The organism is Enterobacter sp. Tr-810, from assembly GCF_011752765.1.
GTDB classification, from domain to species: Bacteria; Pseudomonadota; Gammaproteobacteria; order Enterobacterales; family Enterobacteriaceae; genus Enterobacter; species Enterobacter soli.
On the sequence record NZ_VWWW01000005.1, the window covers coordinates 145662 to 170366 of the forward strand.

At 55.2% G+C, this 24705-nt stretch carries 24 protein-coding genes; 16 read left to right on the top strand and 8 right to left on the bottom strand.

The genetic code is table 11. The annotated features are described in order from the left end of the window. The first annotated feature begins 153 nt into the window (after positions 1 to 153). From osmY to F3J30_RS15530, 4 genes are all read left to right on the top strand, one after another. A complete protein-coding gene (gene osmY, locus F3J30_RS15515) occupies positions 154 to 771 on the top strand; it encodes a molecular chaperone OsmY (protein ID WP_166717821.1) in 618 nt (205 codons plus the stop codon). 120 nt (positions 772 to 891) lie between these two features. Continuing rightward, on the top strand, positions 892 to 1053 hold the full coding sequence (locus tag F3J30_RS15520) for a DUF1328 family protein (RefSeq protein ID WP_002887716.1): 162 nt from the start codon (positions 892 to 894) through the stop codon (positions 1051 to 1053). A gap of 120 nt (positions 1054 to 1173) precedes the next feature. Further along, complete coding sequence (locus F3J30_RS15525) at positions 1174 to 2226, top strand: patatin family protein (protein WP_166717822.1); 1053 nt, start codon at positions 1174 to 1176, stop codon at positions 2224 to 2226. Next, complete coding sequence (locus F3J30_RS15530) at positions 2223 to 3005, top strand: TatD family hydrolase (protein WP_166717823.1); 783 nt, start codon at positions 2223 to 2225, stop codon at positions 3003 to 3005. Before F3J30_RS15525 ends, F3J30_RS15530 begins: the two co-directional genes overlap by 4 nt. Here F3J30_RS15530 and F3J30_RS15535 read toward each other — a convergent pair. Both F3J30_RS15535 and F3J30_RS15540 read right to left on the bottom strand, forming a co-directional pair. Next, positions 3000 to 3860 (bottom strand): YjjW family glycine radical enzyme activase, encoded by an 861-nt coding sequence (locus F3J30_RS15535; protein WP_014068801.1) that lies wholly within the window; start codon positions 3858 to 3860, stop codon positions 3000 to 3002. The genes F3J30_RS15530 and F3J30_RS15535 overlap by 6 nt on opposite strands. Next, complete coding sequence (locus tag F3J30_RS15540; protein WP_166717824.1) at positions 3835 to 5382, bottom strand: YjjI family glycine radical enzyme; 1548 nt, start codon at positions 5380 to 5382, stop codon at positions 3835 to 3837. Before F3J30_RS15540 ends, F3J30_RS15535 begins: the two co-directional genes overlap by 26 nt. A 263-nt stretch (positions 5383 to 5645) precedes the next feature. Between F3J30_RS15540 and deoC the strand changes: the two genes are divergently transcribed. From deoC to deoD, 4 genes are all read left to right on the top strand, one after another. After that, complete coding sequence (deoC, locus tag F3J30_RS15545) at positions 5646 to 6425, top strand: deoxyribose-phosphate aldolase (protein ID WP_211053279.1); 780 nt, start codon at positions 5646 to 5648, stop codon at positions 6423 to 6425. 53 nt (positions 6426 to 6478) lie between these two features. Next, positions 6479 to 7801 carry a thymidine phosphorylase gene (deoA, locus tag F3J30_RS15550; protein ID WP_166717825.1) on the top strand — a complete coding sequence of 441 codons (1323 nt, stop codon included), beginning with the start codon at positions 6479 to 6481 and terminating at the stop codon, positions 7799 to 7801. A 53-nt stretch (positions 7802 to 7854) separates the two neighbouring features. Further along, on the top strand, positions 7855 to 9078 hold the full coding sequence (gene deoB / locus F3J30_RS15555) for a phosphopentomutase (protein WP_166717826.1): 1224 nt from the start codon (positions 7855 to 7857) through the stop codon (positions 9076 to 9078). Between the two features lie 103 nt (positions 9079 to 9181). Further along, positions 9182 to 9904 carry a purine-nucleoside phosphorylase gene (deoD, locus tag F3J30_RS15560; protein WP_014068806.1) on the top strand — a complete coding sequence of 241 codons (723 nt, stop codon included), beginning with the start codon at positions 9182 to 9184 and terminating at the stop codon, positions 9902 to 9904. A gap of 61 nt (positions 9905 to 9965) precedes the next feature. Here the strand turns inward: deoD and lplA are convergent, their stop codons facing one another. Beyond that, on the bottom strand, positions 9966 to 10982 hold the full coding sequence (lplA, locus tag F3J30_RS15565; RefSeq protein WP_166717827.1) for a lipoate--protein ligase LplA: 1017 nt from the start codon (positions 10980 to 10982) through the stop codon (positions 9966 to 9968). A 39-nt stretch (positions 10983 to 11021) separates the two neighbouring features. Next, positions 11022 to 11666, bottom strand: a complete 645-nt coding sequence (locus F3J30_RS15570; RefSeq protein WP_166717828.1) for a YtjB family periplasmic protein — start codon at positions 11664 to 11666, stop codon at positions 11022 to 11024. Between the two features lie 117 nt (positions 11667 to 11783). Between F3J30_RS15570 and serB the strand changes: the two genes are divergently transcribed. The 3 genes from serB (at position 11784) to nadR (ending at position 15479) form a co-directional block, all read left to right on the top strand. Beyond that, positions 11784 to 12752 carry a phosphoserine phosphatase gene (gene serB / locus F3J30_RS15575; RefSeq protein ID WP_014068809.1) on the top strand — a complete coding sequence of 323 codons (969 nt, stop codon included), beginning with the start codon at positions 11784 to 11786 and terminating at the stop codon, positions 12750 to 12752. A gap of 73 nt (positions 12753 to 12825) precedes the next feature. Beyond that, positions 12826 to 14211: a DNA repair protein RadA gene (gene radA / locus F3J30_RS15580; RefSeq protein WP_014068810.1), complete on the top strand. Its 1386-nt coding sequence runs from the start codon at positions 12826 to 12828 to the stop codon at positions 14209 to 14211. Between the two features lie 35 nt (positions 14212 to 14246). Beyond that, on the top strand, positions 14247 to 15479 hold the full coding sequence (nadR, locus tag F3J30_RS15585) for a multifunctional transcriptional regulator/nicotinamide-nucleotide adenylyltransferase/ribosylnicotinamide kinase NadR (RefSeq protein WP_014068811.1): 1233 nt from the start codon (positions 14247 to 14249) through the stop codon (positions 15477 to 15479). Between the two features lie 111 nt (positions 15480 to 15590). Here the strand turns inward: nadR and F3J30_RS15590 are convergent, their stop codons facing one another. Then, positions 15591 to 16592: a zinc-binding alcohol dehydrogenase family protein gene (locus tag F3J30_RS15590; RefSeq protein WP_166717829.1), complete on the bottom strand. Its 1002-nt coding sequence runs from the start codon at positions 16590 to 16592 to the stop codon at positions 15591 to 15593. 108 nt (positions 16593 to 16700) lie between these two features. Here F3J30_RS15590 and F3J30_RS15595 point away from each other — a divergent pair, with 108 nt between their 5' ends. After that, positions 16701 to 17600, top strand: coding sequence for a LysR family transcriptional regulator (locus F3J30_RS15595; protein ID WP_166717830.1), 900 nt, complete (start codon positions 16701 to 16703; stop codon positions 17598 to 17600). Between the two features lie 91 nt (positions 17601 to 17691). Here the strand turns inward: F3J30_RS15595 and ettA are convergent, their stop codons facing one another. After that, positions 17692 to 19359 (bottom strand): energy-dependent translational throttle protein EttA, encoded by a 1668-nt coding sequence (gene ettA, locus F3J30_RS15600; protein WP_014068814.1) that lies wholly within the window; start codon positions 19357 to 19359, stop codon positions 17692 to 17694. Positions 19360 to 19586: 227 nt separating this feature from the next. Between ettA and sltY the strand changes: the two genes are divergently transcribed. Next, the gene (sltY, locus tag F3J30_RS15605; protein WP_166717831.1) at positions 19587 to 21524 is read left to right on the top strand and encodes a murein transglycosylase; all 1938 of its coding nucleotides are present in this window, start codon (positions 19587 to 19589) and stop codon (positions 21522 to 21524) included. A 55-nt stretch (positions 21525 to 21579) separates the two neighbouring features. After that, entirely contained in the window at positions 21580 to 21909 is a 330-nt protein-coding gene (gene trpR / locus F3J30_RS15610; RefSeq protein WP_014068816.1) for a trp operon repressor, read from the top strand. Positions 21910 to 21936: 27 nt separating this feature from the next. Here trpR and yjjX read toward each other — a convergent pair whose 3' ends face one another. Further along, on the bottom strand, positions 21937 to 22452 hold the full coding sequence (gene yjjX, locus F3J30_RS15615) for an inosine/xanthosine triphosphatase (protein WP_166717832.1): 516 nt from the start codon (positions 22450 to 22452) through the stop codon (positions 21937 to 21939). 49 nt (positions 22453 to 22501) lie between these two features. Here yjjX and gpmB point away from each other — a divergent pair, with 49 nt between their 5' ends. Continuing rightward, the gene (gene gpmB, locus F3J30_RS15620; protein WP_166717833.1) at positions 22502 to 23149 is read left to right on the top strand and encodes a 2,3-diphosphoglycerate-dependent phosphoglycerate mutase GpmB; all 648 of its coding nucleotides are present in this window, start codon (positions 22502 to 22504) and stop codon (positions 23147 to 23149) included. On the opposite strand, the gene robA is transcribed toward gpmB, so the two are convergent. Beyond that, the gene (gene robA / locus F3J30_RS15625) at positions 23146 to 24015 is read right to left on the bottom strand and encodes an MDR efflux pump AcrAB transcriptional activator RobA (RefSeq protein ID WP_014068819.1); all 870 of its coding nucleotides are present in this window, start codon (positions 24013 to 24015) and stop codon (positions 23146 to 23148) included. The genes gpmB and robA overlap by 4 nt on opposite strands. A 211-nt stretch (positions 24016 to 24226) precedes the next feature. Here robA and creA point away from each other — a divergent pair, with 211 nt between their 5' ends. Further along, on the top strand, positions 24227 to 24697 hold the full coding sequence (gene creA, locus F3J30_RS15630) for a protein CreA (protein ID WP_014068820.1): 471 nt from the start codon (positions 24227 to 24229) through the stop codon (positions 24695 to 24697). The last annotated feature ends 8 nt before the right edge of the window (positions 24698 to 24705 follow it).

The following is a 24705-nucleotide window of genomic DNA, read 5'->3' on the forward strand; positions in this document are numbered from 1 at the left end:
AACTCAGTGTTTAACCTCGTCGTCGGGTGAATTGACTGTTTTGTTACATGAAATTGGTTTCCCTTACTGACTGTTGGTTTATTCACAGCATTTACAACTAACGAAAAGGAACGTTAGCCGCTCAAATAGCGAGCAAACTACAGGAACACATCGATGAATATGACAAGACCTAAGATTTCAAAATCTCTGCTGGCCATAGCCCTGGGGTGCATCGTGACAAGTGGTTCTGCTTTTGCAGAAAACACCACGATGGATAAAGCTCAGTCCGCGGCGACAAGCACGGGGGAAAAAATCGATAGCTCGATGAATAAAGTCGGTAACTTCATGGATGACAGCGCCATCACTGCCAAAGTGAAAGCCGCGCTGGTGGACGATAAAAACATCAAGAGTACCGATATCTCAGTCAAAACAGAGCGCAGCGTCGTTACGCTGAGCGGTTTTGTGGAAAGCCAGACCCAGGCTGAACAGGCTGTTGCGGTTACGAAAGGGGTAGAAGGCGTGACCTCTGTCAGCGACAAATTGCATGTCCGCGACAGTAAAAATGGCTCTATGCAGGGCTATGCCGGTGATGCTGCAACCACCAGTGAAATCAAAGCCAAACTGCTGGCTGATGACGTCGTACCGTCACGCAAAGTGAAAGTAGAGACAACCGACGGTGTGGTTCAGTTGTCCGGTACTGTTGATTCCCCGGCGCAAGTTGAGCGTGCCGAAGCCATTGCGAAAGCGGTTGATGGTGTCAAAAGCGTCAAAAACGACCTGAAATCGAAGTAACACATCGCAATTCGTTCTTCTGACTGAGGCCAGAAGACGGAATAACAATTACACCTGGAATCATTAGCAGTGAATGCTCGCGACTTGCGGTCGACATTAACTATGGTAAAGGAGAGTCTTATGTTTCGATGGGGCATTATATTTCTGGTTATCGCGTTAATTGCCGCCGCGCTGGGCTTTGGTGGTCTGGCGGGTACAGCGGCAGGTGCAGCGAAAATTGTCTTCGTTGTCGGTATTATTCTGTTCCTGGTCAGCCTGTTTACCGGACGACGCCGTCCGTAGCGACACACACTCTGACAGCAACATTAAAGCCAGTCTCCGGACTGGCTTTTTCTGGTTTGAGCCTGGCGTAAGGTGTAGGTTACTGTGTATTCACAAAACAAATAACACAGGAAAGCAGAGGTGGGGCAACGAATTCCCGTTACGCTCGGCAATATTACGCCGCTGGCGCTTAAGCCGTTTCATCCCGGCCAGCTTGCACTGGTGTGCGAGGGCGGTGGGCAGCGCGGCATCTTCACGTCCGGCGTGCTGGACGAGTTTATGCGTGCGCAATTCAACCCATTCGACCTTTTTTTAGGCACCTCAGCGGGGGCGCAAAACCTCTCTGCCTATGTCTGTAACCAGCCGGGCTATGCCCGCAAAGTGATCATGCGTTACACCACCTCGCGGGATTTCTTTAATCCTGTGCGCTTTGTTCGCGGGGGAAATCTTATCGATCTCGACTGGTTGTTAGATTCCACCTCCAGCCAGATGCCGCTGGCGATGGACACGGCGTCGCGGCTATTCGACACCGGCAAAGAGTTTTGGATGTGTGCCAGTCGGGGCGACGACTACACGCCGGGGTATTTTTCACCGCAAAAAGAGAACTGGCTCGATATCATTCGTGCTTCCAGCGCCATTCCGGGGTTCTATCGTACTGGCGCAATGCTTGATGGTGTGAGCTATCTTGACGGCGGTATCAGCGATGCGGTACCGGTGCAGGAAGCCGCGCGCAGAGGCGCTAAAACCATTGTGGTGATCCGCACGGTGCCTTCACAAATGTACTACACCCCGCAGTGGTTCAAGCGCATGGAGCGCTGGCTGGGGGAGAGCAGCCTGCAACCGCTGGTGAATATCGCCCAGCGACATGAAGCGAGCTACGGCGCAATGCAACGCTTTATCGAAAAACCGCCGGGTAAGCTGCGGATCTTTGAGATCTATCCGCCGAAACCGCTGCTGAGTATGGCGCTGGGCAGCCGTTTACCTGCCCTGCGTGATGACTACAAAACGGGGCGACTCTGTGGGCGCTACTTCCTGGCAACGGTAGGTAAACTGCTGGCCGAGCACCCGCCTTTCCACCGGCATAAACGGATCATTACGCCGCCTGCTATTGTGGCTAATGACGCGCTGGCTATGCCGGGAGTCGACATTCCACAGGCGAATGACACAACATTTGATAACGAGGATCTGGCGTGACGCACCGCTTTGTCGATACCCATTGCCACTTTGATTTTCCGCCCTTTACCGGTAATGAAGAACAGAGCATCGATCGCGCCGCACAGGCTGGCGTTCAGGCGATCATCGTGCCTGCTATTGAAGCGGCTTACTTCGACCGTGTGCAGGATCTCGCCCGGCGGCATGATGCGCTGTACGCCGCGATAGGCCTGCATCCGATAGTGATTGAGCACCATCTGGACGAGCACATCGACAGGCTGGATGAGATATTACGCACGCCGGAGAAGAAGCGGGTGGCGATTGGAGAGATCGGCCTGGATCTCTATCGCGAAGATCCGCATTTTGAACGCCAGCAGACGATCCTCGACGCGCAGCTCCGGCTGGCAAAGCAGCACGATCTGCCGGTGATCCTCCACTCGCGCCGTACCCACGACAAACTGGCTTTGCACCTGAAACGCATGAATTTACCCCGTACCGGTGTGGTGCACGGGTTTTCCGGCAGTTTGCAGCAGGCAGAACGCTTTATCGGGCTGGGCTATCGCATTGGTGTTGGTGGGACGATTACCTACCCGCGAGCCAGTAAGACCCGGGATGTAATGGCACAGCTACCGCTGACGGCGTTATTGCTGGAAACCGACGCTCCCGACATGCCGCTGAACGGTTTTCAGGGGCAACCTAATCGCCCGGAACAGGCGGCGCGCGTGTTCGACACGCTATGCGAACTGCGCAGCGAGCCAGCGGATGTGATTGCAGATGCCTTGCTCAACAACACCCGCTCGCTGTTTGGCATTGCGCTATAGATAGAGCGCCGGGCGGATCACAGTGATCTGCTCGTTTTCCAGCGCCAACGCCAGTGGCTCAATATCGGCGGGCGTTGCACTACGCCAGCTGGCCGCCTCACCGTAAACCCCCTGGGCATGAAACGCGTTGATCCTCACCGGGACATTGCCCAGCGAGCGAATAAACACGATCAGCGCCTTCACATGTTCCAGATAATCGCACTGGTCAGGGATAACCAGTAACCGCAGTTCGGTCAGCCGGTTATGCTGCGCCAGCAAGCGGATGCTGTGCTTAATTTGCGGGTTTTCACGCCCGGTCAGGTAGCGGTGATGTTCGTTCCCCCAGGCTTTGAGATCCAGCATGGCACCATCGAAAACCGGCAATAACTTCTGCCAGCCGGTTTCCCCGAGCAGGCCGTTACTGTCAACCAGACGGGTCAGATGATGAAGGGCTGGCTCTGCTTTCATCGCCGTGAACAGTGCCACCAGAAACGGTAATTGCGTTGTGGCCTCACCGCCGCTCACGGTGATGCCATCAATAAACGGTGCGACTTTGCGAATGTGCGCGAGGATATCGTCCACGCTGAAGCGTTGCGCCATCGGTGTGGCCTGCTGCTGGCAAAGATGCAGGCAGGTATCACACTGCTTACAGTCGCTTTCCTGCCACCAGACTCGCCCGGCCTGAATATTCAGCGCATCGTGTGGACAATGGGGAACGCAATCGCCGCAGTCGTTGCAGCGGCCGATGGTCCACGGGTTATGGCAGGTTTTACAACGCAGGTTACAGCCCTGAAGGAACAGGGCCAGGCGGCTGCCTGGCCCGTCCACGCAGGAGAAGGGGATAATCTGACTAACTAAAGCGCATCTGTTGTTCATGGCTTACCACCCGTGGCTGGCGATCCAGGATACGCGTATTGCGTGCGGCTTCTTCTCCAAGCCACGTGGTTTGGGTGCGCGACCCTTCCTCGCGGTATTTTTGCAGGTCTGATAATCGCACCATGTATCCGGTCACGCGGACCAAATCGTTGCCCGCCACGTTGGCCGTAAACTCGCGCATTCCGGCGTTAAAAGCCCCCAGACACAGTTGCACTACTGCCTGCGGGTTACGTTTTACCGTCTCTTCCAGGGTCAGAATATCGCTGATGCCTGAAGGATAATGCTGATGATGTGGCGCAACCGCCAGCAGATGGCTAATTGGGTCGGGTTCATCACCGTACGGCAGACGCGCGCCTGGCGTTGTCCCAATGTCTGAACTTATCCCGGACTGCGCGTGCAGCAGGGCATGGTGATTCCAGCCATGCTTCACCGGCGTATTTTCGACAAAGGCGGCGAGCTGTGCGCTGATGCGATAACCCAGCGCGTTGGCCTGTTCATCTTTACCGTAACGCCCGTCGATCCCGGCTTTTTCACACAGCGTATTTACCGCCTCAGCAAGGCCATACATGCCAAACATCGGTACAAAACGATCGGCATCTATCAGCCCCTCTTTCACCAGGAAGCTATTCTCAAAGAAGCCCGATTGTTCATACAGGAAGTCGCAGCGTGCGTTGATGATGGCGATTTGCTGCTGGCAGTAGTGTGGAAGCGTGCGGGTGAAGAAATCATCAGGTGAATCACTCTGTTCAGCAATGGCTTTCAGGTTGAGGCGTACCAGCGTGCTACCGCCACCTGCCAGCGGTAGAGAGTTGTAACAACTGACCACCCCATAACGACCTTTTGTGAAAATTTTATCATTCATCGGGCCGTTAGAAATATGAGGTTTACTGCACTCACAAATATTTTTCGCCACCTCAAGCAGCAGGTCATCTGGTGTAATTTCAGGATCATAAATAAAGGTTAAATTCGGCGCAACCTGCTTCAGTTCAGCATCTGCGCGCAAAATTGCCCGTGTGACAGGTGTATCCATCGGGCCGATATTGGCGTGCATAAAGGCATCCGGTAGTGTTCTGTCGAGATAGCGCCAGAAACGTTTTATTCTGCTATCGATTTCTTCTTGTGTTAGAATTTTAACATACGGTTGCAATAGCGCATCAAGTTGGCCCAGATACACGGGCATTGATGTGACGGATGGAACATGGTGGTAAAGGATGGTTAACAGTGAGAGGGCATCATCAAGATCTTTCGCCCCTTCCAGCTCCAGCCATTCTGAACCGTTTGCCAGAAATTTTGCGTAATCCGGCAGAACATACCGGGGTTTGTAAGGCGCGTGGCCTTCGAACATGTCGCAGATAAATCCCGCGTCCAGCGCCGCTCTGGCGGCCTGTGGCAAAGCAGGATAGGGAAGGGCGTTTTCCGCCTCCAGCGCCAGAAAATGACGTTTTTGCTCAGGTGTGAGTACCGGGCTTGTCACAATGTGCTGGCAACGTTGTTGCAGGGCGTCAGGGCTGGAGTGGGACATATTCACTTCCTTTATTGTTCTGCGATTGATGAGCGGATTGTAGGAAGTCACCCCACGGAGGCTTTTGATCCGACAGGGGTAATCGCTGCTTTAGTCAGCAGTTTGAGTAAAAAAATTTGAAGTTGATCTCGTTACAGCAATGCAAATTTGTACGAAGTTTTCATTAACTGTGATGAATGTCGAAGTGTGAATGCGAGTGGATGTTAGAATACTAACAGAACCGCAAGGTGAAATTTTATACGGCGATGCCGTTGGAGAATGTTATGACCGATTTAACTGCAAGCAGCCTGCGCGCGTTGAAACTGATGGACCTGACCACCCTGAACGATGACGACACCAATGAGAAAGTCATCGCTCTGTGCCATCAGGCGAAAACGCCTGTCGGTAACACCGCAGCTATCTGTATCTACCCACGCTTTATCCCGATTGCACGTAAGACTCTGAACGAGCAGGGCACCCCGGATGTGCGTATTGCAACCGTGACTAACTTCCCGCACGGCAATGACGATATCGACATTGCGCTGGCAGAAACCCGCGCGGCGATTGCTTACGGTGCTGACGAAGTTGACGTGGTGTTCCCGTACCGCGCGCTGATCGCGGGCAACGAACAGGTTGGTTTTGACCTGGTGAAAGCCTGTAAAGACGCCTGCGCAGCGGCAAACGTGCTGCTTAAAGTGATCATCGAATCCGGTGAGCTGAAAGAAGAATCTCTGATCCGCAAGGCCTCTGAAATCTCCATCAAAGCCGGTGCCGATTTCATCAAAACCTCTACCGGTAAAGTGCCGGTTAACGCCACTCCGGAAAGCGCACGCATCATGATGGAAGTGATCCGCGATATGGGCGTGTCCAAAACCGTTGGTTTCAAACCAGCAGGCGGCGTACGTACCGCAGAAGACGCGCAGACGTTCCTGGCCATTGCTGATGACCTGTTCGGCGCAGACTGGGCGGATTCCCGTCACTACCGCTTCGGCGCATCCAGCCTGCTGGCAAGCCTGCTCAAAGCACTGGGTCACGGCGACGGTAAGAGCGCAAGCAGCTACTAATATTTGAATGGCCGGGAGCGCATAGCGATCCCGGCCAACTTCGGGAGGTTACCGTGTTTCTCGCACAAGAAATTATTCGTAAAAAACGTGATGGTCATGCATTAAGCGACGAAGAGATCCGCTTCTTTATCAACGGCATTCGCGATAACACCGTCTCTGAAGGGCAAATTGCTGCTCTGGCGATGACCATCTTCTTCCATGATATGTCGATGCCTGAGCGTGTCTCGTTGACCATGGCGATGCGAGATTCTGGGACCGTTCTGGACTGGAAAAGCCTCAACCTTAACGGCCCGATTGTTGATAAACACTCTACCGGCGGTGTGGGTGACGTTACCTCACTGATGCTTGGCCCAATGGTTGCGGCCTGCGGTGGTTATATTCCGATGATCTCCGGTCGCGGCCTGGGTCATACCGGCGGCACGCTGGACAAACTGGAAGCCATTCCGGGCTTCGACATCTTCCCGGATGACAATCGCTTCCGCGAAATTATTAAAGACGTTGGTGTGGCAATTATCGGCCAGACCAGCTCTCTTGCACCGGCAGACAAGCGTTTCTACGCCACCCGCGATATTACCGCGACCGTTGACTCCATCCCGCTGATCACCGCCTCGATCCTCGCCAAAAAACTGGCGGAAGGCCTGGATGCGCTGGTGATGGACGTGAAAGTGGGCAGCGGTGCGTTTATGCCAACCTATGAACTTTCTGCCCAGCTTGCCGAAGCGATCGTTGGTGTCTCCAACGGTGCTGGCGTGCGCACCACTGCGCTGCTGACGGACATGAATCAGGTGCTGGCCTCCAGCGCAGGTAACGCCGTTGAAGTGCGTGAAGCCGTACAGTTCCTGACGGGTGAATACCGTAACCCACGTCTGTTCGACGTCACCATGGCGCTGTGCGTTGAGATGCTTATCTCCGGCAAGCTTGCCAAAGATGACGCCGAGGCGCGGGCGAAATTGCAGGCCGTGCTGGATAACGGCAAAGCGGCGGAGATCTTCGGTCGCATGGTTGCCGCGCAGAAAGGCCCAACCGATTTCGTAGAAAACTACGCGAAATACCTGCCTACCGCGACGCTCAGCAAAGCGGTTTATGCCGATACCGAAGGCTTTATTTCTGCAATGGACACTCGTGCGCTTGGTATGGCTGTGGTGTCGATGGGCGGCGGTCGCCGTCAGGCTTCGGACACGATTGATTACAGCGTTGGCTTTACCGACATGGTTCGCCTGGGCGACAGCGTTGACGGCCAACGTCCGCTGGCGGTTATCCACGCGAAAGATGAAAACAGCTGGCAGGAAGCGGCGAAGGCGGTGAAAGCGGCCATTACGCTTGACGATAAAGCACCAGAAAGCTCACCTTCGGTCTATCGTCGCATCACTGAATAACTGTATACTGATCTGATCGCTATTTTTTGAAGCACTAAGTACGGAGAACAATTATGAAACGTGCATTTATTATGGTGCTGGACTCATTCGGCATCGGCGCAACCGAAGATGCAGAACGTTTTGGTGACGTGGGTTCCGATACCATGGGTCACATCGCTGAAGCCTGTGCCAAAGGCGAAGCGGACAACGGTCGTAAAGGCCCTCTGACTCTGCCAAACCTGACCAGCCTCGGCCTGGTGAAAGCGCATGAAGGTTCTACCGGCAAAATCGCAGCCGGTATGGACGGCAACGCGGAAGTGGTGGGCGCATACGCCTGGGCGCATGAGCTCTCTTCCGGTAAAGATACCCCGTCTGGCCACTGGGAAATCGCCGGTGTGCCGGTTCTGTTCGACTGGGGCTACTTCTCCGATCACCAGAACAGCTTCCCGCAGGAACTGCTGGATAAACTGGTGAAGCGCGCAAACCTGCCGGGCTACCTCGGTAACTGCCACTCCTCCGGTACCGTTATTCTGGATGAGCTCGGTGAAGAGCATATGAAAACCGGCAAACCGATTTTCTATACCTCTGCTGACTCCGTGTTCCAGATTGCCTGCCACGAAGAGACCTACGGCCTGGATAAGCTATACGAGCTGTGCGAAATCGCCCGTGAAGAGCTGACCGAAGGCGGTTACAACATCGGCCGTGTTATCGCGCGTCCGTTTATCGGCGACAAAGCGGGTAACTTCCAGCGTACCGGCAACCGTCATGACCTGGCCGTTGAGCCGCCAGCACCGACTGTGCTGCAAAAACTGGTTGAAGAGAAAGACGGCCACGTGGTTTCCGTGGGTAAAATCGCGGACATCTATGCCAACTGCGGTATCACTAAAAAAGTGAAAGCTACCGGTCTGGATGCGCTGTTCGATGCCACTATCAAAGAGATGAAAGAAGCGGGCGACAAGACCATTGTCTTTACCAACTTCGTGGACTTCGACTCCTCCTGGGGACACCGTCGCGATATCGCCGGTTATGCTGCGGGTCTGGAGCTGTTCGACCGCCGTCTGCCAGAGCTGATGGAGCTGGTGGGTGAAGATGACATTCTGATCCTGACCGCTGACCACGGCTGTGACCCAAGCTGGACCGGTACTGACCACACCCGTGAGCACATTCCGGTGCTGGTGTATGGTCCAAAAGTGAAACCGGGTTCTCTGGGCCACCGTGAAACCTTCGCGGATATTGGCCAGACAATTGCAAAATACTTTGGTACGTCTGACATGGAATATGGCAAGGCTATGTTCTGATGTCATTGCCCGGTGGCGCTTCGCTTACCGGGCCTACGGTTTTGTAGGCCGGGTAAGGCGCAGCCGCCACCCGGCAAAAACAACAATATAAAAGGAACTGAAGATGGCAACTCCACACATTAACGCAGAAATGGGCGATTTCGCTGACGTTGTTCTGATGCCAGGCGACCCGCTGCGTGCGAAGCACATTGCTGAAACTTTCCTGGAAGACGTGCGTGAAGTGAACAACGTGCGCGGCATGTTGGGCTTCACCGGGACTTACAAAGGCCGCAAGATCTCTGTCATGGGTCACGGTATGGGTATCCCATCCTGCTCCATCTACACCAAAGAGCTGATCACCGATTTCGGCGTGAAGAAAATCATCCGTGTAGGCTCCTGCGGCGCGGTTCGTATGGACGTTAAGCTGCGTGATATCGTTATCGGCATGGGTGCATGTACCGATTCCAAAGTTAACCGTATGCGTTTCAAAGATCATGACTTCGCAGCAATCGCTGACTTCGGTATGGTCCGTGACGCGGTTGACGCGGCGAAAGCGCTGGGCGTTGATGCTCGTGTAGGTAACATCTTCTCTGCCGATCTGTTCTATGCACCAGACGGCGGCGAAATGTTCGACGTGATGGAAAAATACGGCATCCTGGGCGTGGAAATGGAAGCGGCAGGCATCTACGGCGTAGCGGCTGAGTTTGGTGCAAAAGCGCTGACCATCTGCACCGTGTCTGACCACATCCGTACGCACGAGCAGACCACGGCTGCTGAGCGTCAGACCACCTTCAACGACATGATCAAAATCGCGCTGGAATCCGTTCTGCTGGGCGATAAAGAGTAATTCTGTCTCTTCCCTCCCTCTCCCTGTGGGAGAGGGCCGGGGTGAGGGCACCAGGCCGCACCTAGCGCACCGCCCGCGCAATCCACGCTGACAATTCACGTAGCTCTTTTTCCTGTTCCGGGAAATCCACCAACAACGCATCACATTCCTGTTGAAGTACGTCCGGGTGATAAAGACAGCCCTGCAAACGCGCCGCCAGCGCTTCTAACGGGGCCGGGTTCAGGCTATCGGTAAAGACCTGCGTCCGGGTGATATGGCCTTTCTCAACGTCAAAATGCAGCTCCACGCCGCCCCAGGTAAAGCGCTCATCCAGCAAGTGTGAAAACGCCGGGGCCTGACCGAAGTTCCACTCCCAGCTGCTCTGGCGGGCAAAGGTTTCAGCGAAGTTTGGCAGATCGGGCGTTTTGTCGGGTGAAATCACCTCTGCTTCGACGCGTTCACCGTAATGGGCAAAGAACGCCTCGCGGATAGCATCGCAAATCTGTTCGTGCGTGACGCCAGGCAGCAGCTCAACCAGATTCGCCACGCGACCGCGCACGGAAGTGATGCCTTTCGCCTGTAGCTTTTTCTTGTCCGGATTGAGGTAGTTGGCCAGACGGCTGAGATCGGCGTTGAGCAACAGCGTGCCGTGATGGAAACCGCGGTCTTTGGTTTCGCGATACGCCGAGCCGGAAACCTTGCGATCGCCTTCCTCAGTACTGACCACCAGATCGTTACGCCCGGACGCTTCAGCCTGAACGCCAAGCGCATTCAGGGCGTTGAGCACAACGGCCGTGGAGATGGTCTTGTCGTACTCCGGTTTACCCGCCATAAAGGTAAAGCAGGTATTACCCAGGTCATGAAACACCGCACCGCCGCCGCTGCTACGGCGTGCAAGACGGACGTTATCCTCTTCCATACGCCGCGTGTTGCACTCTTTCCACGGGTTTTGCGCCCGGCCAATGACCACGGTATCGGCGTTACGCCACAAGAAAAGCACGCGTTGAGTGGCGGGCATCTGGCGGAAGATGCACTCTTCTACTGCCAGATTGAACCAGGGATCGTAAGAGTCAGAGATAAGCAGGCGTAACGTCGTCATGGCAAAGTTCCTTTTCCGAATCATTCGCCTACTTTATCACTAATCTTTCTTCTCGCTCTCTTCCTCTTCGGGAATCGATTTGCTGGCGGTCAGCAGGAAGGGCGATTGCTGCCAGCGCGTGCGTTTTCCCTGCAACAGGGTACGCGCCAGTACCACGCCAATGGCCAGCGAAAGCAGCAACATCAGGCGCAGAATATTGGTGGTGTTATCCACCTGTTTGGCTTCGGTAGGCAGTGTGTGGGTGTCGAGCGTCAGGCGCAAATACCCCAGTGGGCCATTTTTCCCCTGAATAGGTTCGACGATTTGCTGGTTGAAGTAGCCCCCGGCTTTTTTACCGTCCAGCGCCAGCCTGTCGCGCACGTCGACGTGCTCGCCTGCGCGGGCGATCAGGTCGCCCTGTTCGTCATAGACCCCGGCGTCCAGAATGCGGCTGTTCTCCGTCAGCAGGCGTAATACCTGGCTTATCCGCTTGTCGTCCGGCGTTTCAGTTCGCATAGACGGCGCAACGTTGAGCGTCACCTGACGCGCCAGCGTGCGGGCCAGTTCTTCCAGTTGCGGATTGCGTTGCCGTTGATGATTCTGGCTAAACCATGATGCCCCTTGCATCAGCGCCACCAGGAGCGCCAGACAGATAAGGACAATCACGGCACGATGAAGCCGGAATTTCAGTTTTGCGCGAGCCATATTCCACCTGCTGAAAATTTACGGCTTAATGTTGCCAGAAGTGATGGTTACAGGGTAGCCTCATGCGTTATTTTCCCTCTGGAACCTTCCGGCGCGAACGAAATTACAGGAGCTTCAATGCCGAACATTACCTGGTGCGACCTGCCAACGGATGTCTCTTTATGGCCAGGATTGCCGCTCTCTTTAAGTGGTGATGAGGTGATGCCTCTGGATTACCACGCCGGGCGTAGCGGCTGGCTGCTGTACGGACGCGGCCTGGACAAGCAACGCTTGACGCAATATCAAACCAAACTGGGTGCTGCGATGGTGATTGTCGCGGCCTGGTGCGTGGAAGATTACCAGGTTATTCGCCTGGCCGGCTCCCTGACGCAGCGCGCCACACGCCTGGCACACGATGCCGGGCTGGACGTAGCCCCGCTGGGCAAAATCCCGCATCTGAAAACGCCGGGTTTACTGGTCATGGACATGGACTCTACCGCCATCCAGATTGAGTGCATCGACGAAATCGCCAAACTGGCCGGCAGCGGCGAGCTGGTGGCAGAAGTGACGGAGCGTGCGATGCGCGGCGAACTGGACTTCACCGCAAGCCTCAGACAGCGCGTAGCGACCCTCAAAGGAGCTGATGCCAACATTCTGCGCCAGGTGCGTGATGAGTTGCCGCTGATGCCAGGGCTGACGCAACTGGTGCTGAAGCTGGAAACGCTGGGCTGGAAAGTGGCTATCGCGTCTGGCGGTTTCACGTTCTTTGCGGATTATCTGCGCGACAAGCTGCGCCTGACCACCGTGGTGGCGAACGAGCTGGAGATCATGGACGGTAAACTGACCGGCCAGGTGATCGGCGATATCGTGGATGCGCAGTACAAAGCCAATACGCTGAATCGCCTGGCAGAGAAATATGAAATTCCGGTCGTGCAGACCGTGGCGATTGGTGATGGTGCCAACGATCTGCCGATGATCAAAGCAGCGGGTCTGGGCATTGCTTACCATGCCAAGCCAAAAGTGAATGAAAAGACGGAAGTTACTATCCGTCATGCTGACCTGATGGGGGTGTTCTGCATTCTCTCTGGCAGCATCAATCAGAAATAGTTTTGCGTTTGTAGGCCGGGTAAGCGTGAGCGCCACCCGGCTCGCAGGCGGCACTGAAATAACGAGGTAAACCGTGGCGAAAGCTCCAAAACGCGCATTTGTCTGTAATGAATGTGGTGCGGATTATCCGCGCTGGCAGGGGCAATGCAGTGCCTGTCATGCCTGGAACACCATTACCGAAGTGCGTGGTGTGGCGGCCTCGCCGAGCGTTGCCCGCAATGAACGCCTGAGCGGCTATGCGGGAAATGCCGGTGTGGCGAAAGTCCAGAAGCTTTCCGACATCAGCCTGGAAGAGCTGCCTCGTTTCTCTACCGGATTCAAAGAATTCGACCGCGTGCTGGGCGGCGGTGTGGTGCCGGGGAGCGCCATTCTTATCGGTGGTAACCCGGGGGCGGGCAAATCGACGCTGCTGCTGCAAACCCTGTGCAAACTCGCCGAGCAGATGAAAACCCTGTACGTCACGGGGGAAGAGTCATTGCAGCAGGTGGCGATGCGTGCGCACCGTCTTGGTCTGCCGACCGGCAACCTGAACATGCTCTCGGAAACCAGCATCGAACAGATCTGCATGATTGCCGAAGAAGAGCAGCCGAAGCTGATGGTGATCGACTCCATCCAGGTGATGCACATGGCGGATATCCAGTCTTCGCCGGGCAGCGTGGCTCAGGTGCGTGAAACCGCCGCCTATCTGACGCGCTTTGCAAAAACGCGCGGCGTGGCGATTGTGATGGTCGGCCACGTGACCAAAGATGGGTCGCTTGCCGGGCCGAAAGTGCTCGAACACTGTATCGACTGCTCCGTGATGCTCGACGGTGATGCGGACTCTCGTTTCCGTACGCTGCGTAGCCATAAAAACCGCTTTGGTGCGGTGAATGAGCTTGGCGTGTTTGCCATGACCGAGCAGGGGCTGCGCGAAGTCAGCAACCCCTCCGCCATTTTCCTGAGCCGCGGGGATGAAATCACCTCCGGCAGCTCGGTGATGGTGTTGTGGGAAGGAACGAGACCGCTGCTCGTCGAAATTCAGGCGCTGGTCGATGTCTCGATGATGGGCAATCCAAGGCGCGTGGCAGTTGGTCTGGAGCAGAACCGCCTGGCGATCCTGCTGGCCGTGTTGCACCGTCACGGCGGCCTGCAGATGGCGGATCAGGACGTCTTTGTTAACGTGGTGGGCGGCGTCAAGGTGACGGAAACCAGTGCCGACCTGGCGCTGCTGCTGGCGATGGTCTCCAGCCTGCGTGACAGGCCACTGCCGCAGGATCTGGTGGTATTTGGCGAAGTGGGGCTGGCCGGTGAAATCCGCCCGGTACCGAGCGGGCAGGAGCGTATCTCTGAGGCGGCCAAACATGGCTTCCGCCGGGCGATTGTTCCGGCGGCCAACGTGCCGAAAAAGATCCCGGAAGGGATGCAGGTCTTTGGCGTGAAAAAACTCGCGGATGCGTTAAACGTCTTTGACGACTTATAATTACGTATTCGATTTTGCAGGAGGCACCGTAATTTATGTCAGCATTTGACTATCTCAAGACCGCAATCCGCCAGAAAGGCTGCACCTTGCAGCAGGTGGCGGATGCCAGCGGTATGACCAAAGGCTATCTGAGCCAACTCCTGAATGCCAAAATCAAAAGCCCTAGCGCGCAAAAACTGGAAGCACTGCATCGCTTCCTGGGGCTTGAATTCCCGCGTATGCAAAAGAACATCGGCGTGGTTTTCGGCAAATTTTACCCGCTGCATACAGGGCATATCTATCTGATCCAGCGAGCCTGTAGTCAGGTTGATGAGCTGCACATCATCATGGGTTACGACGAAAAACGTGACCGCGAATTGTTCGAAGACAGCGCCATGTCGCAACAGCCGACGGTGCCGGATCGCCTGCGCTGGCTGCTCCAGACCTTTAAGTATCAAAAAAATATTCGTATTCATGCGTTCAATGAAGAGGGCATGGAACCGTATCCGCACGGCTGGGACGTGTGGAGCAATGGTGTGAAAGCCTTTATGGAAGAGAAGGGGATCGCGCCTAACTGGATCTACACCTCTGAAGAGCTTGATGCCCCGCAGTTCCGCGAGCATCTGGGTACCGAAACGGTGCTCATCGATCCAAAACGCACCTTTATGAGCATCAGCGGGGCGCAGATCCGTGAAAACCCGTTCCGCTACTGGGATTACATTCCGACCGAAGTGAAACCGTTCTTTGTGCGTACAGTAGCCATTCTGGGTGGTGAATCGAGCGGTAAGTCGACGCTGGTCAACAAGCTGGCGAACATCTTTAACACCACCAGTGCCTGGGAGTACGGGCGTGATTATGTCTTCTCCCATCTGGGCGGCGATGAGATGGCACTCCAGTATTCCGACTACGATAAGATTGCCCTTGGACACGCGCAGTACATTGATTTTGCTGTGAAATATGCCAATAAGGTAGCGTTTATCGATACCGATTTCGTCACCACGCAGGCGTTCTGTAAAAAGTACGAAGGGCGCGAGCACCCGTTCGTCCAGGCGCTGATTGATGAATATCGCTTCGACCTGGTGATCCTGCTGGAAAACAACACGCCGTGGGTGGCCGATGGGATGCGCAGCCTTGGCAGCTCGGTAGACCGAAAAGAGTTCCAGACTATGCTGGTGGAGATGCTGCGCGAGAACAACGTGGAGTTTGTCCATGTCGAAGAGTCAGACTATGACAACCGCTTCCTGCGCTGCGTGGAGCTGGTGAAGGAAATGATGGGCGAGCAGGGGTAACTTACCCCTCACCCTAACCCTCTCCCCAAAGGGGAGAGGGGATTGCACAGAGCCGTCTTTTCCCCCTCGCCCCTACGGGGAGAGGGCCGGGGTGAGGGGGAAACAAGCAACTCAAAAAGCCACCACCACTTTCCCGCGCATATGCCCGTCCAGCACTTTACGGTGTGCCTCACTGATGCTTTCCACGCTCAACCCGCGCAGTGTTTCGCTAAGTGAGCTTTCCACCACGCCGTTATCTACCAGCTTCGCCACCTCGTTTAAGATCTCGCCCTGGCGTGCCATATCGGCGGTCTGGTACATGCTGCGGGTATACATAAACTCCCAGTGCAGCGCGGCGGATTTGGATTTGAGTTTGCTCTGATCCAGCGGGTGTTCATTCTCGACGATGGTGCAGATATGCCCCTGAGGCGCGATCAGGTCGCTCACCGCATCCCAGTGGCCGTCGGTATCATTGAGGATGAAAATATAATCCACAAAGTTGATGCCCTGTTTTGCCAGTTCGCCCTTCAGATCGCGGTAGTTCACTACCATGTCTGCACCGCGATCGAGGCACCATTGAGCCGAATCTTCCCGCGAGGCGGTGGCGATCACTTTTACCTTGCTGTTGTGCTTCGCAAAGGGGATCGCAAGCGATCCCACGCCGCCCGCACCACCGATGATCAACAGCGTTTTATCCTGCCTGCCATCCTGAATGTTCAGCCGCTCAAACAGCCCTTCCCACGCCGTCAGGGCGGTGAGTGGCAATGCAGCCGCAGCGGCCCAGCTCAGGCTAGCGGGCTTGTGCCCGACAATCCGCGCATCAATCAGCTGATGCGTGGTGTTGCTGCCCGGGCGGGTGATATCACCTGCGTACCATACTTCATCGCCCGGTTTGAATCCGGTCACACTTGTGCCCACTGATTTAACGATGCCGCTGGCATCCCAGCCAAGAATGCGTGGTTCTTTCAGGCCATTTCTGGCAATGCCCGCGTGCACTTTGGTATCGACCGGATTAATGGACACGGCTTTCACCTCGACCAGCAGGTCGTGTTCGCCGGGCTGTGGCATTGGCTGGGAAATTTCAATAAAAACGGCAGGGTTTTCTGGGTTAACGGCAATGGCTTTAACTGACATGGTGAGCTCCTTAATGGAATGCGTTTTGTTGAGGCTAGTCTATTAAGTGGTCAGTTGCGTGATAAGATGGACAATCAAGAACGAAGTGTTCGTACAGGATGAACAATCATGTTTAAGCAGCTTCAGGATATGGCGCTGTTTGCGCTGGTGGCAGAAATGGGCAGTTTTACTGCGGCAGCGCAAAAGGCCGAGCTGCCAAAATCCAGCGTGAGCCAGCGTATCAGCCAGCTTGAACAGCAGGTGGGGATCAGGCTGTTGAATCGCACTACGCGCAAGCTCAACCTGACCTTTGCGGGCGAGCATTATCTGGTGCATTGCCGCGAGATGCTGGCGGCGAGTGAAAGGGCCGAGTACGCTATTCAGCGGCTGCGGGAAAACCCCAGCGGGCGGCTGCGGATCACCTGCCCGGCAGGGATTGGCGCGACGCTGCTGGCGCATATGAATGCTGAGTTCCAGTTGCGCTACCCGGATGTCTCACTGGATGTTTCTATCTCTGACGATGTGCTCGACCTGGTGGAGTCCGGGTTCGACGTGGCGCTGCGTACCGGCAAACCGCAGGATTCTTCGCTGATTGGCCGTATGATTGGGCACTGCCCGCGCTATATGCTGGCCTCGCCGGTCTATCTGGCGCAGAGGGAGCCACTTAGCCATCCCCGTCAACTGGTGGAGCATCGCTGTATTACCCATAAGTCGTGGTCAGAATGGCTGTTGCAAAGCGAGAGCGAGGATTACCGCTATCTGCCGGATAACGCCCATATGACGGATAACCTGGTGTATGCCCGCGAATGTGCCATTGCTGGCGCGGGGATCACGCTGTTACCCGCGTTTCTTCTGGAGGATAAGATCGAGAAGGGTGCGCTGGTGAAGGTGTTGCCCGAGTGGAACGTTGAAGGGAACGATCTCTGGCTGGCGTACCCAAGCCGCAAGCTGAACTCGCCCGCGCTGATGAGCTATATCGACTTTGCGATGCAGTTTGATGAGGTGAAGCGGTTTTACGTGGGGCGGTGAAACTGTGCGGCCTGATGCCCTCACCCTGGCCCTCTCCCACGGGGAGAGGGTACAAACATAAAAAACGGCAACCGAGGTTGCCGTTTGTTGTTTATTTTGCAATACGCTTGTACTTAATACGCTTCGGCTCCAGCGCGTCGGCGCCCAGCGTGCGTTTCTTGTACTCTTCGTATTCGGTGAAGTTACCTTCGAAGAACTCCACTTTACCTTCATCCTGGTAATCCAGAATGTGGGTCGCGATACGGTCAAGGAACCAACGGTCGTGCGAGATAACCATTGCACAGCCCGGGAACTCCAGCAGGGCGTTTTCCAGTGCGCGCAGGGTTTCGATGTCCAGGTCGTTGGTTGGTTCATCGAGCAGCAGAACGTTGCCGCCAACCTGCAACAGTTTTGCCAGATGCAGACGACCACGCTCACCACCGGACAGCTCGCCTACGCGTTTACCCTGGTCGGTGCCTTTGAAGTTAAAGCGGCCAACATAGGCGCGGCTTGGCATCTCGGTGTTACCGATACGCATGATATCCAGACCGCCGGACACTTCTTCCCACACGGTTTTGCTGTTATCCATCGCATCACGGAACTGGTCAACGGAGGCCAGCTTCACGGTATCACCCAGGGTGATAGAACCGCTGTCAGGCTGTTCCTGGCCAGACATCATGCGGAACAGGGTAGATTTACCCGCGCCGTTCGGACCGATAATGCCCACGATGGCGCCTTTCGGTACGGAGAAGGTCAGGTCGTCGATCAGCAGGCGGTCGCCGTAAGACTTACGCAGGTTGCTGACTTCAACCACTTTATCCCCCAGACGTGCTCCAGGTGGAATAAACAGTTCGTTGGTTTCGTTACGTTTCTGGTATTCGGTGTTGTTCAGCTCTTCGAAGCGTGCCAGACGGGCTTTACCCTTAGACTGACGGCCTTTCGCGCCCTGACGAACCCACTCCAGCTCTTTCTCGATAGACTTGCGACGCGCCGCTTCAGCCGAAGCTTCCTGCGCCAGACGCTGATCTTTCTGCTCCAGCCAGGAGGAGTAGTTACCTTCCCACGGAATACCTTCACCACGGTCCAGCTCCAGGATCCAGCCTGCTACGTTATCGAGGAAGTAACGGTCGTGGGTAATCGCCACAACGGTGCCTTCGAAGTCGTGCAGGAAGCGTTCCAGCCATGCCACGGATTCTGCATCCAGGTGGTTAGTTGGTTCGTCGAGCAACAGCATGTCTGGTTTTTCCAGCAGCAGGCGGCACAGCGCCACGCGGCGGCGTTCACCACCGGACAGGTTCGCGATTTTCGCATCCCAGTCTGGCAGACGCAGTGCATCCGCGGCACGTTCCAGCTGCACGTTCAGGTTGTGGCCGTCGTGTGCCTGGATAATCTCTTCAAACTTACCTTGCTGTGCGGCCAGCTTATCGAAATCTGCATCCGGTTCAGCGTATTTAGCGTACACCTCGTCCAGACCTTTCAGAGCGTTAACCACTTCGGATACCGCTTCTTCAACGGATTCACGGACAGTGTGTTCCGTGTTCAACTGAGGTTCCTGCGGCAGGTAGCCGATTTTGATACCAGGCTGCGGACGGGCTTCACCTTCGATGTCTGTATCGATGCCGGCCATGATGCGCAGCAGGGTGGACTTACCGGCACCGTTGAGACCCAGAACACCGATTTTTGCGCCCGGGAAGAAGCTCAGCGAGATATTTTTAAGAATATGACGTTTCGGCGGGACAACTTTGCCGACACGATGCATGGTATAAACGAATTGAGCCACGTTGGACTTCGCCTCTTTTATCGTAATGAAAATAGGTTTCAGCTGCGAAGTGTAGCCTTTTTCCCGGCCTAATCACAGCCAGGAACGTCAGGAGTGTTAAAACGCGCAAGAAAGGTAAAAAAGTGTCCATGACGTGGCGCGTTGCCGGATGCCTGGTTAGCATAAGTTGATTAGACTTTGACGTGGCAAGACGCTGCAATTGATGAAAAAACAATGAGGAAGAGCTTGTGGAAAAAGCCAAACAGGTGGTCTGGCGTCTGCTGGCTGCCAGCGTATGCGTGATGACGGTAAGCCAGGCGGTACATGCCGATTCACTGGATGAACAACGTAACCGCTACGCGCAAATCAAGCAGGCGTGGGACAACAAGCAGATGGATACCGTGCAGGCACTGATGCCAACACTCAAAGATTATCCGCTGTATCCGTATCTGGAGTATCGCCAGATTACGGACGATCTCATGAATCAACCGACGGTGACCGTGAATAACTTTATTCAGGCCAACCCAACATTACCCCCGGCGCGCACCTTGCAGTCTCGTTTTGTGAACGAACTGGCGCGCCGTGAAGACTGGCGCGGGCTGTTAGCGTTCAGCCCGGAAAAACCGACTACCACAGAAGCGCAGTGTAACTTCTACTACGCAAAATGGGCCACCGGGCAGCAGGATGAAGCCTGGGCAGGGGCAAAAGATCTGTGGCTGACCGGGAAAAACCAGCCTAATGCCTGTGATTCCCTCTTTGGCGCCTGGCGCGCATCCGGCAAACAAGATCCATTGGCCTATCTTGAGCGTATTCGTCTGGCGATGAAGGCCGGTAACACGCGTCTGGTGACAACGCTTGCCGGGCAAATGCCGCCGGACTACCAGACCATCTCAACCGCGGTTATCGGTCTTGCGAACGATCCTAATTCGGTCATGACATTTGCCCGTACTACCGGTGCCACCGATTTTACCCGCGAGATGGCGGCAGAGGCCTTTACCAGCGTAGCGCGTGACGATGTGGAAAACGCGCGACTGATGATCCCACAGCTGGTGCAGGCGCAGCAGCTTAATGAAGAGCAAACCCAGGCGCTGCGCGATATCGTGGCGTGGCGGTTAATGGGGACGGATGTCACTGACGATCAGGCGCGCTGGCGCGATGACGCGGTGATGCGTTCGAACTCAACCTCGCTGGTGGAGCGCCGTGTGCGGATGGCGCTGGGCAGTGGCGATCGTCGTGGGCTGAATACCTGGCTGGCGCGTCTGCCAATGGATGCGAAAGAAAAAGATGAATGGCGCTACTGGCAGGCCGACCTGCTGCTGGAGCGCGGGCGTGATGATGAAGCAAAAGAGATCCTCCACTCTCTGATGCAGCAGCGCGGCTTCTACCCGATGGCTGCGGCGCAGCGGCTGGGCGAAGAGTACACTTTCCGCATCGACAAAGCGCCAGGCAACCCCAATGCACAGCTGATTCAGGGGCCAGAAATGGCACGCGTACGTGAGCTGATGTACTGGAATATGGATAACACCGCGCGCAGTGAGTGGGCGAACCTGGTCACCAGCCGCACGACGGACGAAAAAGCGCAGCTGGCCCGCTATGCCTTTGATAATCACTGGTGGGATCTGAGCGTGCAGGCGACGATCGCCGGTAAGTTGTGGGATCATCTCGAAGAGCGTTTCCCGCTGGCGTATAAAGATCTGTTCGATCGCTATACCAGCGGCAAAGATATCCCGCAAAGCTATGCCATGGCGATTGCCCGACAGGAGAGCGCCTGGAACCCGAAAGTGCGCTCCCCGGTTGGGGCCAGCGGGCTGATGCAGATAATGCCGGGCACGGCCACGCACACCGTGAAGATGTTCAATATTCCAGGTTACAGCAATCCTGTCCAACTGCTTGACCCGGATACCAACATCAACATCGGTACCAGCTATTTGCAGTATGTTTATCAGCAGTTTGGTAACAACCGCATCTTCTCTTCGGCGGCGTATAACGCCGGGCCTGGGCGTGTGCGGACCTGGCTTGGTAACAGCGCTGGTCGTATTGATGCTGTGGCGTTTGTCGAGAGTATCCCGTTCTCTGAAACCCGCGGATATGTGAAGAACGTTCTGGCTTATGATGCTTACTATCGCTACTTCATGGGGCAGAAAGATACCCTGATGAGCGACGCCGAGTGGCAGAGACGTTACTGATCGGCATGGGTTGTGTTATGCTGTACTCGCTAATGAGTACAACAGGCGGCATAACATGACCCAGCATTCCCCTTATTCATCGGCGATGGCCGAACAACGCAACCAGGAGTGGCTTCGTTTTGTGGAGTTGCTCCGTCAGTCTTATGCAGAAGATCTGCATTTACCGCTATTACAGCTGATGCTGACGCCCGACGAGCGTGAAGCTCTGGGCACGCGCGTGCGCATTATCGAAGAGTTACTGCGGGGCGAAATGAGCCAGCGCGAGCTGAAAAACGAGCTGGGCGCAGGTATCGCGACGATCACCCGTGGATCAAACAGCCTGAAGTCTGCGCCAGTTGAACTGCGACACTGGCTTGAGGCGATATTGCTGAAAAACGCCGGATGACGGCTTCGCCTTATCCGGCCAACATATTCAACGATAAATCGCGTTATGGAACGGGCTTAATGCCAGGATCACCGCCTGGTGGTACACGCTTGAACGCGTCAATGCGCCAGCGGTGAACACGCCAATTGCCCCTTCCTTACGACCAATCTCATCGATGCCGGTGTACTGTGACATCACCGGCCCGAGCGCTTCACCCGCACGCACTTTTTCCAGAATAATGGCCGGCAAGGGCAGCGTGGCTGAGCGCGCTTCGCCACTCAGTTCCCGGTTTTCGATAACCACCCAGCTGAATGTCGCGCCTTCGTCGATACCCGCTTCAATCGCGACCCAAAAGTCGGCCCCAGGGCAAGCAGCCTTTGCATTGGCAACGCGATTTCGTGCGCCAGCGCGCGTTTCCTCGCTTCCAAACGGTTGTTCAGGGACACCGCTCTCGACGGATACGGCGTCAATATGGCAGGATCCTTCGCCGAAGATCTCTTCAAATGCCCTTAGAATTGCCTGAATTTTGGCAGGATTAGTGGTAGCAGAGACAACATGGTGCATAATTAAGCTCGATTCAAAAAAACTCATCGCAGTATAACGGAAAAAAAGCATGTTACAGGTATACCTTGTTCGCCACGGTGAAACGCAGTGGAACGCCGAGCGACGTATTCAAGGCCAGTCAGACAGTCCTCTCACCGAAAAGGGTGTGCAACAAGCGTGGCAGGTGGCGGAACGCGCCAAAACGCTGGGCATTACTCACGTTATCGCAAGCGACTTAGGTCGCACACAACAGACCGCGCGTATCATCGCTGATGCCTGCGGCTGTGACGTTACCCTGGAGTCGCGCCTGCGCGAGCTGGATATGGGCGTGCTGGAAAAACGCCATATTGATTCTCTGACTGAACAAGAGGAAGGCTGGCGTCGCACGCTCGTTAACGGTACCGAAGACGGTCGAATTCCTGAAGGTGAATCGATGCAGGAGCTGAGCGTGCGCATTCATGCCGCGCTGGCGGAGTGCCTGAAGCTCCCGGCCGGAAGCCGCCCGTTGCTGGTGAGCCACGGTATCGCGCTGGGCTGCCTGGTGAGTACGATTCTGGGCTTGCCTGCTTATGCAGAGCGCCGTTTGCGCCTGCGTAACTGCTCAATTTCCCGTATCGACTATCAGGAAAGTCAGTGGCTGGCGTCTGGCTGGATTGTGGAGATGGCAGGGGACATTTCGCATCTTGATGCCCCTGCGCTGGATGAATTACAGCGTTAGTGCCTGATAGGGATTAAGAATTCCATCCGCAGATTGATTGGGCGTTCTTCCGGCTTTACATCGCTTGCCGGGTAGTAACGCTCAATATCCTGACCTTTACGACGATTCAGATTCAGCATCGGCATACAGGTGCCGTAAACGGTCAGGATAAACTCCTGAACGCCCGTCCCCAGGCCTTCATACGTGAACATGACGTACTCGCCACCTTCCAGCACGACAGGTTTAGAACCCTGGATATAGCCATTGGCCATTTCCGGCGTTAACGCCGTGGTGTAGAACACTTCCTGCTCGTCATCTTTTTCAAGGCTAGGATGCGTTTCGTTCAGGCCATACAGCAGCGGAGGAATGGCGGGCGCATGGCTCAGGAAATCGCGCCAGAACTGTACGCGCATCTGGTGACGGAATTCGGAAATCTGCTCCAGAGAACAGGAGTAGCTTTGCGTTGTCCCAATCAGATGGGTTTCTGGCAGCGTAATAATTTCATATTTAGGCATGGCGAACTCGCCCAGACGCAGCGGCGGACGCATACCAAAAGAGCTCCAGTCAGGCGAGCGGCGATAGAGCGCAGGCGTCAACGAGAACTGTTTTTTGAAGGCGCGGGTAAAGGTTTGCTGTGAATCAAAGCGGTATTGCAGGGCAATATCCAGAATCGGCCGCGCGGTAAGACGCAACGCGACAGCAGACTTTGACAGACGACGTGCGCGAATATAAGCACCGATAGCATGACCGGTGACATCTTTGAACATCCTTTGCAGATGCCACTTGGAATAGCCTGCTTTTGCCGCCACATTATCCAGTGACAAAGGCTGGTCCAGATGACCTTCCAGCCAGGTAAGCAGATCGCGAATAATTCCAGCCTGATCCATATACTATCCTCATCCTTAAAACAGCAGGTGCCTGATAACAGGTTAGCGGATAATAGCATTTTTTGATGTTTTAGCATTCAGTGTTTTTTTTGCTCATTAATGCTTTTTGCCGCACATTATGGGCGAATATATTCTAATCCTGTGATCTTGCTACATTTTTATCTATCCTGTTGAATAATCGCTCAGCGTAATTTTAAAGAATGGTAACAATATGAAATACAAGACATTGATCTTAACCGCCGCCTTGCTGATGGTTGGCCGTGTGGCCCAGGCAGAACAGATTGGTTCTGTCGATACGGTGTTCAAAATGTTCGGCCCCGACCACAAAATCGTGGTGGAAGCCTTCGATGATCCTGACGTGAAAAACGTCACCTGCTACATCAGTCGGGCGAAAACGGGCGGTATTAAAGGCGGTCTGGGGTTGGCTGAAGATACTTCTGATGCGGCTATCTCGTGCCAGCAGGTCGGCCCGGTAGAGCTGAGTGATAAAATCAAAAACGGTAAAGCGCAGGGGGATGTGGTGTTCCAGAAACGCACGTCTCTGGTGTTCAAAAAGCTGCAAGTGGTGCGTTTCTATGATGCCAAACGCAACACCCTGGCGTACCTGGCGTACTCCGACAAAGTGGTGGAAGGGTCGCCGAAAAATGCGCTGAGTGCGGTGCCGATTATGCCGTGGCATTAATTCAGGGA